Genomic DNA, 11,372 nt, shown 5'->3' with positions numbered 1-11,372 from the left:
GAGACATGGCTGCATTCGGTGAGCTGTTCCCGACTCCCAAGATCAGTGACGAGTCCGCCGAGGCCGGCGACGGCGACACGTGGCGGATCGGCCCGATCGACCTGGACAAGGGTGTGGTGACGCTGCACCGCGCGACGAGCCGGACCGACGATCCGGAGATCCCTGACGACGGCGAGTGAGAACGGCCGCGGACCCACCGCGACCGCCCCCACCCCGCCCGACCCCCCAGTGGTCGGTGGATCCGGGTCCTCAGGTGAACCCGAACCGCCCGGCCGATCGAGTCGCTGTCACCCACCTGCGGTGGAGAGGCGACGCCCCCCGGCGTCTCGCGGACTTCGATCGACAGAGCCAGCACGACGCTACGATCCCGTCGCCCCCCGGGTCAAGGGAGATGCCCTCATCGAGTCGCCCGACGCGAGCCCGCCGGCCCCGACGCCGCCCCTTCCGCGGTCCCCGGGGTCGGACGAGGTGTGCGTGCTCCCGGCGCTGCCGGGCACGACGGACAGGGCGTTGGCGCTGCTCGGGGACACCTGGACGTTGCTGATCCTGCAGCGCGCGCACCTCGGCGCGCGGAGGTACGCGCAGTGGCGCGCTGTGCTCGGGATCTCGCACTCGACCCTGTCGGGCCGGCTCCGGTCACTCACCGAGGCCGGGCTGCTCGCCACCCGCCCCTACCGGGACGGCGGCCGCTCCCGGATGGAGTACACGCTCACCGAACGCGGCGCCGACACGTGGTCCCTGCTCGCCGCGATCTGGGCGTGGGAACGGCGGTGGATCCCCCGCGAGGTGCCGCTGCCGGACCCCCTGCACACGGTCTGCGGACAGGGCCGGGACGTCCTGCTGACCTGCGGGGACTGCCACCGCCCGGTCGCGCTGCGGGACACCGTGACGACGCGTGAGCCGGGCGTCCCGCTGCTCCCGGCGCTGCCCGCCCGGCTGCACCCGCGGCGCACCCGCAAGGCGCTGCCGTCGGATCCGCTGTCGCTGTTCCCCGGGGCCATGGAGATCATCGGGGATCGGTGGGGACGGCCCTGCTCGCGGCGGCGGCCCTGCGGGTCCGCACCTTCTCGGACTTCCAGCGGTTCATGGACGTCTCGCCGGACGTGCTGACGGACCGGCTGCGCCGCTTCGTCGCCATGGACGTCCTCGGCCCCTCGCCCAAGGGGGGCTACAAACTCACCGAGCGGGGCCTGGCCACGTTCCCCATCCTCGCCTGCCTGCTGGCCTGGGCGGACCGCTGGATGGGCGCGGACGGGGCCCGGCCGGCACTGGTCATCCGGCACACCGCCTGCGGGCACGTCCTGCGGCCGGTGCTGACCTGCGCCGCGTGCGGGGTGCCGTACGAGCGGCGGACGCTGGTGCCGTCCCCGGTCGCCTGACACGGCTCCGCTTCACCCCGGCACAAGTCGCTCGACCGGGCTGGGAGACTGGACGCATGACCGGCCCGACCCCCGCTCCGCCTCGCCCTCGGGTGCTCTCCGGCATCCAGCCGACCGCGGACTCGTTCCATCTCGGTAACTACCTCGGCGCGGTCCGGCAGTGGGTGGCCCTGCAGGAGGACCACGACGCGTACTACTTCGTGCCGGACCTGCACGCGATCACCGTCGAGCACGACCCGAAGACGCTCGCCGCGCGCACCCGCAACGCCGCCGCGCAGCTGCTCGCGCTGGGCCTGGACCCGGACCGCTGCACGCTGTTCGTCCAGTCCCACGTGCCCGAGCACACGCAGCTGCAGTGGGTCCTGAACTGCCTGACGGGCTTCGGCGAGGCCAGCCGGATGACGCAGTTCAAGGACAAGTCCGCGAAGCAGGGCACGGACCGGGCGACGGTGGGGCTGTTCACCTATCCCGTCCTGCAGGCCGCGGACATCCTGCTCTACCAGCCCGACCGGGTGCCGGTGGGCGAGGACCAGCGCCAGCACCTCGAGCTCACCCGCACCCTCGCGCAGCGGTTCAACACCCGGTACGGGACGACGTTCGTCGTGCCCGAGCCGTACATCCCGGCCGGCATCGCGAAGATCATGGACCTGCAGGACCCCACGTCGAAGATGAGCAAGTCCGCGTCGTCGCCGTCCGGGATCGTGGACCTGCTGGACCCGCCGAAGACGTCCGCGAAGAAGATCCGTTCCGCCGTCACGGACAACGAGCGGGAGATCCGCTTCGACCCGGAGAACAAGGCCGGCATCTCCAACCTGCTCACGATCTACTCCGCCCTCACCGACCGGAAGGTCGCCGAGCTGGAGGCCGAGTACGCGGGCAAGGGCTACGGGGACCTGAAGAAGGACCTGGGCGAGGTCGTCGCGGAGTTCGTTGAACCGCTGGCGGAACGGGTACGGACCTATCTCGGGGACCCGGCGGACTTCGACCGGGTGCTCGCCCGCGGAGCCACCCGGGCGGGTGAGGTCGCCGGCGCGACGCTGGCGGCCGTGTACGAGAAGATCGGCTTCCTGCCGCCGGCAGGAAGGTGACCCGGGGACCAGACATGGGGTGAGGGCGTGGCCGCCGACTCGACCACCGCGACGAAGCCGAACGACGACGCGGACCGGCCCGACGAACCCACCTTCCTGGAGAAGGCGCGCGCCAAGTACCCGTGGCTGGACCACCTGGTCCGGGCCGGGGAGCGCTACACGGACCGCCACGGCGACCACTACGCCGCGGCGATCACCTACTTCAGCGTGCTGGCGCTGGTCCCGATCCTGATGGTCGCGTTCGCGATCGCCGGGTTCATCCTGCGCAGCCAGCCCGCGCTGCTGCAGCAGCTGCAGGCGGGCATCACCAAACAGGTCCCCGGCCAGCTCGGGCAGACCGTCAACGACGTCATCAACCAGGCGATCGCGCAGGCGGGTGCCGTCGGGGTGTTCGGCCTGATCGGTGCGCTGTACTCCGGCATCGGCTGGATGAGCAACCTCCGGGAAGCGCTGTCCGAGCAGTGGGCCCAGCCGCCGGAGACGCCGAACGTGGTCAAGCGGCTCCTCTTCGACCTGCTGGCCCTCGTCGGCCTGGGCCTCGCGCTGGTGGCGTCCTTCGGGGTCTCCGCGGCGGGCAGCGCGTTCGCCGAGACGCTGCTCCGACTGGTCGGGCTGGCCGACCAGGGTTGGGCACGGTTCCTGCTGGGCGTGCTCGGGATCCTGCTCGGCCTGGCCGCGAACTGGGTCGTGTTCCTCTGGGTGATCGCCCGGCTGCCCCGGGCCCCCGTCGCCGTACGGAGCGCGATGCGCGCCGCGCTCATCGGCGCGATCGGCTTCGAGATCCTCAAGCAGATCATGCAGTACTACCTGGCGTCGGTGACGAGCTCGCCCGCGGGCGCGGCGTTCGGCCCGATCATCGGTCTGCTGGTCTTCGCGTTCTTCACCTCGCGGTTCATCCTCTTCGTCACGGCGTGGGCCGCGACGGCGAAGGAGAACGAGCAGGAGGAGCCCGCCGACGTCCCGGCCCCGGCGGTCATCCGGCCCGAGGTCGTCGTCCGCTCCGGCCCGACCCCCCGCGCCGCGGTCGGCCTCGTCGGCGTGGGCGTGCTGACCGGCCTGTTGGGCCTTCGCGCCTTCAGCCGCCGCCGCTGACCCGCGCCCTCCCTCGTCGCCCGGAACCCGCACCCTGCCCACATCTCCGCGAGTCGCGCTCTGAGGCCTCGCGAGTCGCGCTCTCAGGCCACTGCGCGTCGCGCGGTCCGCCGGACTACCGCAGGCGGCGCAGAACGCCGGCGCCGGCGGCGCCCACCGCGAGCACGATGACCACGCTCCCGGCCCACCACCAGCCGGGGTGGCCGGGGGACTCACCCTCGCCCCGGGCGCGGTGCCGAACGCCGCGGAGGCGGAGCGCGCGGGGGGCGGTGCCGGCGCCGCGTCCACGAGCGTCCCCACCGGCGCCGTCGACGCGGGCAGGGCGAAGCCGTAGTCCAGGAGCGCCTCGGCCTGTTTCTCCATTCGCACCGGCTGCTGCTCGCCCCGGACCAGCGACACCACCAGCCGTCGGCCGTTCCGCTGCGCCGCCCCGACGAACGTGTGCCGGGCCGCGTCGGTGAACCCCGTCTTCCCGCCGATCGCGCCGGGATAGAGCAGCAGCAGCGGATCGTCGTTGGACAGCGTGAAACCCGGCCGGGTCCCGAACCCGGGGAACGGCACGCTCCTCGTCCCGAGCAGCTCGAGGATCGTCGGGTCCCGCAGCGCCACCCGGAACAGGACGGCCAGGTCGTACGCGGACGTCGACATCCCCGGCCCGTCGAGCCCGGACACGGAGCCGGGACGGGTGTCGAGCGCACCCAGTGCGGACGCCTTGGCCTGCATCGCCCCGAGCGCTGCCGGTACGCCGCCGAGAGTGCGGGCCAGGGCGTTGGCGGTGTCGTTGCCGGAGTTCAGCAGGAGCCCGGCGAGGAGCTGCCGGACCGTGTAGCCGCCGCCGGGCACGATCCCGGCGCGACTGCCGTCGACCTGCACGTCCGCCGGCGCGGCGACGACGACGGAGTCGAGGTCCAGCCGCTCGAGGACCACGAGCGTCGTCAGGATCTTGAGCGTCGACGCCGGGCGCTGGCGGCCGTGCGGGTCGTGTGCTGCGAGCACGGCGCCGGTGTCCAGATCGGCGACGACCCACCCCGTCGCGCCGACGGTCGGGGGCGGCGGAGCATCGGCGGGGACGGCGTCGCCGCACGTACCGAGGGCCCCGCCGCCGACGGGTTCCGCCGGAACCGGGACGGGCGCGACGACCGGGCCGGCCTCCTCCGGGGCGGGCGGCCCGCTCGGCGCCTCGTGCCCGGCACACACCCCCGGCGCGGCCCACGCCGCGGGCGCGACGGCCACCAGCGCCAGCACCACCGCGCCCAGCACCCAGAGCAGCCTTCGCACGGGCCGACCCTACGACCCGCCCGCGCCGTCCGACCCGACCCAAGCGGGTGACGCAGCCGGCGCGTCGCCGAGCACGACGAGGTGGCCCGGGCCGCCTCGCGGATCCGACGCGCGCCTCCCGCCCCACCACGCGCGATCGACCGCGCGCGTGGGGCGGGTCGACGCGCGCGGTCGACGGGCGACCAGCTCGCGCGGTCGCCTCGCCGGGGCCGGGGAACCCGCGCGGCGAGCCCCGCGTCAGGCCTCGGCGGTCGCCTTGATCGCCTCCAGCGACCGTCTCATCCCGTCCACCATCAGCGTCTCCCGGTCCTTCCCGAGCACCCCGCTCGCCACCGCGATCCGCGCGAGCAGGGTCAGCCGCCCGGTCCGGTCCCGCCACTGGGTCAGCCGCGTCCCGGCCGTGGTCGGTTCGAGCCGCCAGCCCCAGGTCATCCCGTTCTCCGCCACGGTGAACGCGAACGCCTTCGGTTCCGTGCACTCGACGACCGTGCAGTGCGTCCGCCACCGCATCGGTCCGTGCCGGTTGGAACCGACGAAGCGGGCGCCCACCGCCGGGCCGTCCGCTCCGCCGCGCCACGCGCCGCCGGTGCTCTCCGGGCTCCACTCGCCCGTCCGCGTGATGTCCGTGACCAGCGCCCAGACGACCTCCGGCGCCGCCGCGACCTCGATGTCCATTTCATCCACAGTGATCTCCCTTCGTCGGCTCACATCCTGCCGGTTGCGCAGCGTCAAAGTCGACTACGCAGCGGAGCCGACGATTCGATCACGCCCGCAGGACGATCAGGTGAACCGCCGGGCTGCTGGGCTAGCGTCCCGCCAATCGCGCCCGATCATGGGGTGCACGCGGACTGGACGAGGGGAACGCGGTAGTGCGGATGAGACGAGGCATGGCGCTGCTGACGGTGGCACTCGCCAGCGCGCTGGTGGTCAGTGGCTGCGCCCGGGACACCGGCAGCGGCGGCGGAACCGGCACCGGGACGGACTGCACCAGGAACGCCGCCCCCGCGGCGGGCGCCGGAGCGGCGAGCACCGCCCCGGCCCCGGCCAAGGCGGACGCCAGCGGCCTGAAGGTCGGCCTGGCCTACGACATCGGCGGTCGCGGCGACGCCTCGTTCAACGACGCCGCGGCCACCGGCCTCGAGCGCGCGATCTCGGAGCTCGGCCTGCAGCAGGGCAACACCTCCGAGACGAGCGCCGCGCCGAACGAGAGCGAGGACGCGGCCGCGGGCCGGCTGCGCCAGCTCGTGTCCGGCGGCTTCAACCCGATCATCGCGGTCGGCTTCAAGTACGCGAACGCGGTCAAGGCCGTCGCGACGGAGAACCCGGCCGTCAAGTTCGGGATCGTCGACGACGACACGGTCACGCTGCCGAACGTCACCCCGCTCGTCTTCGCCGAGGAGCAGGGCTCGTTCCTGGTCGGCGCGGCGGCCGCGCTCAAGACGACGGCCTGCTCCGTCGGCTTCGTGGGCGGTGTCGAGACCCCGCTGATCCAGAAGTTCCAGGCGGGCTTCGAGCAGGGCGCGAAGGCGGTGGCACCGAACGTCAAGATCGACGTCAAGTACATCAGCCCGGCGGGCGACTTCACCGGCTTCAACGACCCGACCAAGGCCACGGAGATCACGAAGGGCCAGCTCGACGGCGGCGCGGACGTGATCTACCACGCGGCGGGTGCGTCCGGACAGGGCGTGTTCCAGGCCGTCAAGGCGGCGAACAAGCTGGCCATCGGCGTCGACGGCGACCAGTACAACTCGCCGCAGCTCACCGACGTCAGGGACGTCATCATGACCTCGATGCTCAAGCGCGTCGACGTCGCGGTCTACGACTACATCAACGCGGTCGCCGCGGGTGACACCTCGACCCTGCCGAAGCGCTTCGACCTCAAGGTCGACGGCGTGGGCTACTCCACCTCGGGCGGCAAGGTCGACGACATCAAGGGCGACCTGGACGCGTACAAGAACGCGATCATCAACGGGTCCGTCACCGTGTCGTCCACGCCGACGTCGTAGGGACGCCCCGCCCGGGGCGGGGCGCGGGAGACACGTTCTCGGTGGCTCCCGCGCCCCGCTCGTCGTTCGGGCTGCGGCGTCGTCCGGGCTGCGCCCTCGCGCTGCGACCGGGCCGATGATCACGAGAGAGTGGGGGCATGACCGCGAGCGGCAACAGCGGTGCCGGGCCCGGGGGACCGACTGCGGCGGAGTGGGCCGTCGAGCTGGCCGGCATCACCAGACGCTTTCCCGGCGTCGTCGCCAACAGCGACATCCACCTGCGGGTGCGCACCGGTGAGGTGCACGCGCTGTGCGGGGAGAACGGGGCCGGCAAGTCGACCCTGATGAAGATCCTCTACGGCATGCAGCCGCCGGACGAGGGCAGGATCACCGTCGACGGGCGGCAGGTCCGGTTCCGCTCCCCGGCGGACGCGATCCGGGCCGGGATCGGGATGGTCCACCAGCACTTCATGCTGGCGGACAACCTGACCGTGGCCGAGAACGTCCTGCTCGGGGCCGAGGCCTCCCACGGGATCGGCGCGAAGGCCCGGGCCCGGATCCAGGAGCTGGCCGCGACGGTGGGCCTGCGGGCGGACCCGGGGATGCTGGTCGAGCGGCTCGGGGTCGCGGACCGGCAGCGGCTGGAGATCCTCAAGGTCCTCTACCGCGGCGCCCGCACGGTGATCCTCGACGAGCCGACGGCCGTGCTGGTCCCGCAGGAGGTCGACGACCTGTTCGAGACCCTGCGCACGATGCGCGCGGACGGCTACACGTTCCTCTTCATCTCCCACAAGCTCGACGAGGTGCGGGCCATCGCGGACACGATCAGCGTGATCCGCCGCGGCACCACCGTCGGCACCGCCGACCCGAAGACCGTGAGCAGCCGGCAGCTGGCGGAGATGATGGTCGGCAGCGAGCTCCCGACCCCGCAGACCCGGGAGTCCACGGTCACCGACCGCGAGGTGCTGACGGTCTCGCAGCTCTCCCTGGCGGCCGACGACGGCGGCCGCCACGTGCTCGAGGACGTCTCGCTGGTCGTGCACGCCGGTGAGGTCCTGGGCATCGCCGGGGTCGAGGGCAACGGGCAGACCGAGCTCGTCGAGACGATCATGGGTATGCGCCGGGGCGCGCACGGCACGATCACGCTGGAGGGGAGGGACCTCTCCCACGCCTCGACGCTGCAGCGGCGCGAGGCCGGGATCGGCTACGTGCCGGAGGACCGCACCCGGCACGGCCTGCTGGCGTCGCAGCCGTTGTGGGTGAACCGGATCCTCGGCCACCAGAGCCGCCCGCCCATCGCCCGCGGGCCGCTGATCGACCGGGCCGCCGCGCGCCGGGACACCGAGCGGATCGTCGCCGACTTCGACGTCCGGACCCCCGGCGTCGACGTGCACGCGGCCGCCCTGTCCGGCGGGAACCAGCAGAAGCTCGTCGTCGGGCGGGAGCTGTCCGGGGACCCGGTGCTGCTCATCGCGTCGCACCCCACCCGCGGCGTCGACGTCGGCGCGCAGGCGGGCATCTGGGAGGAGCTGCGGCGGGCCCGGGCGAGGGGGCTCGCGGTGCTGCTGATCAGCGCGGACCTGGACGAGCTCATCGGACTCTCGGACTCGATCGCGGTGATCCTGCGCGGCAGGCTCGTCGCCACCGCGGACCCGTCCACCGTCACCCCCGAGGAGCTGGGCGCGGCGATGACCGGTGCCGGCTCCGACCCGAACCTCGCGGAGGAGGGCTCGTGACCCGCGTCCGGACGGTGCTCGTCGCACCGGCGCTGGCCGTCGTGTTCTCCGCGCTGCTGTGCGCGGTGGCCCTGCTGATCAGTGGGGACTCCCCGCTCACGGCCCTGCGGGTGATGATCACGCAGGTCGGCCAGGGCACCACGGCGGTCGACATCCTCAACAGCGCGGCGATCTACTACATCGTCGCGCTCGCCGTCGCGATCGGCTTCCAGATGAAGCTGTTCAACATCGGTGTCGAGGGCCAGTACCGGCTCGCCGCGTGCGTCGCGGCCATCGTCGGCGGGACCGTGCCGCTGCCTCCGGTGATCCGGACCGTCGTGATCATCCTGACCGGTGCGCTCGTCGGGGCCCTGTGGGCGGCGATCCCGGCGGTGCTGCGGGCCTACCGCGGGGTCAGCGAGGTCATCTCGACGATCATGCTGAACGCCGTCGCGACCGGCCTGATCGCGTTCCTGATCCGTCCGGACACGTTCGGCGCGCTGAGCGGCAACAACATCACCACCCCGCCGATCCCGGGGTCCGGGCACTTCCCGGGCCTGCAGCTCGGCAGCTCGGGGACGATCTTCGGGATGATCCTGGTGGTCGCCGCGCTCGGCACCGGCTACTGGTTCCTCCTGGGCCGCACCCGGTTCGGCTTCGAGCTCAAGGCCTCCGGCGAGTCCCCGTCGGCCGCGTCGGCCGGTGGCGTCGACGCCCGCCGGATGGTCCTGATCGCGCTGCTGATGTCCGGTGCCGTCGCCGGCCTGGCGGGCCTGCCCGAGCTGCTCGGCCGGGACTACGCCTACACGCTGACGTCGCCGCAGGGCTACGGCTTCACCGGCATCGCGATCGCGCTGCTGGGCCGCAACCACCCCGTCGGCATCGCGATCGGCGCGCTGCTGTGGGCGTTCCTGGACAAGTCCGCGGTGGCCCTCGACGTCGTCGGGGTGCCCCGGGAGATCGTGTTGATCATGCAGGGGTTGATCGTGCTGTCGGTCGTCATCGCCTACGAGATCGTCCGCCGCTACGAGCTGGCCGCCGAGCAGAGACGGGTCGCGGCGCAGCTCAGGGCGCTGGCGAACGCCAAGGCGCCGTCGCCGGAGGCGGTGTCGCCGTGAGCGACACCGTGATCGACGCCCCCGGCGTCGCGCCCACGTCGAAGCCTCCGCGTCGGCTCGGCATCCCACGCTGGGCCCGGCCGATGGTCGTCGTGGCCATCGGCCTGGTGGTCCTGTCGGTGACCGCGACGCTGACCGGGCAGATCCAGCTGACGTCGTCCGGCACCGCGCAGGCGGCCGTCCGGCTGCTGCTGCCGATCCTGCTCGCCGGCCTCGGCGGCCTCTGGTCCGAACGCGCGGGCGTCATCAACATCGGCCTCGAGGGGATGATGGTCCTCGGCACCTGGGGTTCGGCCTGGGCCGGCTACCAGTGGGGGCCCTGGGCCGCGCTCGCCGGCGGGCTGGTGTTCGGGGCGCTCGGCGGCCTGCTGCACGCCGTCGCGACCGTGACGTTCAACGTCAACCACATCGTCTCCGGCGTCGCGATCACGCTGCTCGCGCTGGGCCTGACGAAGTACCTGGCGACGCTGGTCTTCCAGCCGATCTCCCGCAACCCGCGCGAGTCCCCGAAGGTCCCCGGCTTCACCGAGTTCTCGATCCAGCCGCTCGCCGACGGGCTCAGAGCGGTGGAGCAGCAACAACGGGTGTTCCTCTCCGACGTCGCCGGCCTGCTCGGCGGCATCCTCTCCGGCCTCACGCCGTTGGCGATCATCGCCTTCGCGCTCGTCCCGCTCAGCTTCTGGATCCTCTGGCACACCCGGTTCGGCCTGCGGCTGCGCTCGTGCGGGGAGAACCCGGTGGCGGCGGAGTCGCTCGGCGTGGACGTGGTGCGGCACAAGTACCTCGCCGTCCTGATCTCCGGTGGGCTCGCGGGCCTGGGCGGCGCGGCGCTGGTGCTCAACCCCGGGCAGCTCGGCTACCTGGAGAACCAGACCGGCGGCCGCGGCTACATCGGCCTCGCCGCGATGATCTTCGGCAACTGGCGCCCGGGCGGCCTGCTTGGCGGCGCGGCGCTCTTCGGTTACGTCGACGGCCTGCAGCTGCGCGCCGGCGGCGAGGCCGTGCACGCGCTGCTCTACGGCGGCACGCTGCTCGCCGTCGTCCTCGCGGTGGTGTGGGCGGTCCGGCGGAACTGGCTGTCCGCAGCGATCGCGCTGGTGGCGGGCGTCGTCGTCTACCTCGTCTACTACTCGATCGACACCGTCCCGCGCGAGTTCGCGACCTACGCGCCGCAGCTCGTCACGCTCCTGGTGCTGGCGGCGGCGTCGCAACGGTTGAGACCGCCGGCCGCGGTCGGTGCCGAGTACCGGAAGGGTGAAGGTGACTGACGTCGACTGGGAGGCCCTGCGTGCGGCCGCGGTGAGCGCCGCGGGCTCGGCCTACGCGCCCTACTCCCGCCTGCGCGTGGGCGCCGCCGCCCTGTGCGGCGACGGCCGCGTCGTGACCGGCTGCAACGTCGAGAACGCGTCGTACGGGCTGGGGCTCTGCGCGGAGTGCACGATGGCGGGCCAGCTCCGGCTGACCGGCGGCGGCCGCTTCGTCGCCGTCGCCTGCCGCTCGGGCACGGGGGAGCTGCTGATGCCGTGCGGGCGCTGCCGGCAGATCCTCTACGAGCTCGGCGGCCCGGACTGCCTGCTCGACACACCCCGCGGCGTCCTCACCCTCGCCGACGCGTTGCCCGACGCGTTCGGCCCCGCCCACCTCCCCACGTGAGCGGGAAACCTCGCCGGAACGAGGTTCCCCGCGCACAGGGCCGCCTGAACAGGGAAGGCACGCT

The 11,372-nt window shown here is 73.0% G+C and carries 12 protein-coding genes and 1 pseudogene; 11 read left to right on the top strand and 2 right to left on the bottom strand.

The window, feature by feature from the left end:
- The first annotated feature begins 5 nt into the window (after positions 1-5).
- From WBK50_RS27620 to WBK50_RS27595, 6 genes are all read left to right on the top strand, one after another.
- Positions 6-179 (top strand): hypothetical protein, encoded by a 174-nt coding sequence (locus tag WBK50_RS27620; RefSeq protein ID WP_341338401.1) that lies wholly within the window; start codon positions 6-8, stop codon positions 177-179.
- Positions 180-468: 289 nt separating this feature from the next.
- Positions 469-1,110 (top strand): winged helix-turn-helix transcriptional regulator, encoded by a 642-nt coding sequence (locus tag WBK50_RS27615; protein WP_341338400.1) that lies wholly within the window; start codon positions 469-471, stop codon positions 1,108-1,110.
- Entirely contained in the window at positions 1,086-1,379 is a 294-nt protein-coding gene (locus tag WBK50_RS27610; RefSeq protein ID WP_341338399.1) for a winged helix-turn-helix transcriptional regulator, read from the top strand. Before WBK50_RS27615 ends, WBK50_RS27610 begins: the two co-directional genes overlap by 25 nt.
- 56 nt (positions 1,380-1,435) lie before the next feature.
- Positions 1,436-2,467, top strand: coding sequence for a tryptophan--tRNA ligase (gene trpS, locus WBK50_RS27605; protein ID WP_341338398.1), 1,032 nt, complete (start codon positions 1,436-1,438; stop codon positions 2,465-2,467).
- 27 nt (positions 2,468-2,494) lie between these two features.
- Complete coding sequence (yhjD, locus tag WBK50_RS27600; protein WP_341338397.1) at positions 2,495-3,559, top strand: inner membrane protein YhjD; 1,065 nt, start codon at positions 2,495-2,497, stop codon at positions 3,557-3,559.
- A gap of 199 nt (positions 3,560-3,758) precedes the next feature.
- A complete protein-coding gene (locus WBK50_RS27595; RefSeq protein WP_341338396.1) occupies positions 3,759-3,893 on the top strand; it encodes a hypothetical protein in 135 nt (44 codons plus the stop codon).
- A gap of 122 nt (positions 3,894-4,015) precedes the next feature.
- Here WBK50_RS27595 and WBK50_RS35440 read toward each other — a convergent pair.
- Both WBK50_RS35440 and WBK50_RS27590 read right to left on the bottom strand, forming a co-directional pair.
- Positions 4,016-4,555 (bottom strand): annotated as a pseudogene (locus tag WBK50_RS35440) (D-alanyl-D-alanine carboxypeptidase family protein); the annotation flags it as partial.
- 519 nt (positions 4,556-5,074) lie between these two features.
- Entirely contained in the window at positions 5,075-5,512 is a 438-nt protein-coding gene (locus tag WBK50_RS27590; protein ID WP_341339519.1) for an SRPBCC family protein, read from the bottom strand.
- Positions 5,513-5,724: 212 nt separating this feature from the next.
- Here WBK50_RS27590 and WBK50_RS27585 point away from each other — a divergent pair, with 212 nt between their 5' ends.
- The 5 genes from WBK50_RS27585 to WBK50_RS27565 all read left to right on the top strand — a co-directional run bounded on the left by WBK50_RS27585 (position 5,725) and on the right by WBK50_RS27565 (position 11,308).
- Positions 5,725-6,843 carry a BMP family lipoprotein gene (locus WBK50_RS27585; RefSeq protein WP_341338395.1) on the top strand — a complete coding sequence of 373 codons (1,119 nt, stop codon included), beginning with the start codon at positions 5,725-5,727 and terminating at the stop codon, positions 6,841-6,843.
- 137 nt (positions 6,844-6,980) lie between these two features.
- Positions 6,981-8,558: an ABC transporter ATP-binding protein gene (locus WBK50_RS27580; protein ID WP_341338394.1), complete on the top strand. Its 1,578-nt coding sequence runs from the start codon at positions 6,981-6,983 to the stop codon at positions 8,556-8,558.
- Positions 8,555-9,655, top strand: a complete 1,101-nt coding sequence (locus WBK50_RS27575; RefSeq protein WP_341338393.1) for an ABC transporter permease — start codon at positions 8,555-8,557, stop codon at positions 9,653-9,655. Before WBK50_RS27580 ends, WBK50_RS27575 begins: the two co-directional genes overlap by 4 nt.
- Positions 9,652-10,923 (top strand): ABC transporter permease, encoded by a 1,272-nt coding sequence (locus WBK50_RS27570; RefSeq protein ID WP_445942312.1) that lies wholly within the window; start codon positions 9,652-9,654, stop codon positions 10,921-10,923. Before WBK50_RS27575 ends, WBK50_RS27570 begins: the two co-directional genes overlap by 4 nt.
- On the top strand, positions 10,916-11,308 hold the full coding sequence (locus tag WBK50_RS27565) for a cytidine deaminase (protein ID WP_341338392.1): 393 nt from the start codon (positions 10,916-10,918) through the stop codon (positions 11,306-11,308). Before WBK50_RS27570 ends, WBK50_RS27565 begins: the two co-directional genes overlap by 8 nt.
- Positions 11,309-11,372 lie beyond the last annotated feature (64 nt).

It is taken from the genome of Pseudonocardia sp. T1-2H (genome assembly GCF_038039215.1).
GTDB lineage: Bacteria > Actinomycetota > Actinomycetes > Mycobacteriales > Pseudonocardiaceae > Pseudonocardia.
This window is presented reverse-complemented; position numbering and strand designations above follow the sequence as displayed.

Coding starts and splice junctions, on each gene's coding strand:
- WBK50_RS27620 (WP_341338401.1), top strand. CDS start 6: ATGGCTGCATTCGGTGAGCTGTTCCCGACTCCCAAGATCAGTGACGAG.
- WBK50_RS27610 (WP_341338399.1), top strand. CDS start 1,086: ATGGACGTCTCGCCGGACGTGCTGACGGACCGGCTGCGCCGCTTCGTC.
- trpS (WP_341338398.1), top strand. CDS start 1,436: ATGACCGGCCCGACCCCCGCTCCGCCTCGCCCTCGGGTGCTCTCCGGC.
- WBK50_RS27590 (WP_341339519.1), bottom strand. CDS start 5,512: ATGGACATCGAGGTCGCGGCGGCGCCGGAGGTCGTCTGGGCGCTGGTC.
- WBK50_RS27585 (WP_341338395.1), top strand. CDS start 5,725: ATGGCGCTGCTGACGGTGGCACTCGCCAGCGCGCTGGTGGTCAGTGGC.
- WBK50_RS27580 (WP_341338394.1), top strand. CDS start 6,981: ATGACCGCGAGCGGCAACAGCGGTGCCGGGCCCGGGGGACCGACTGCG.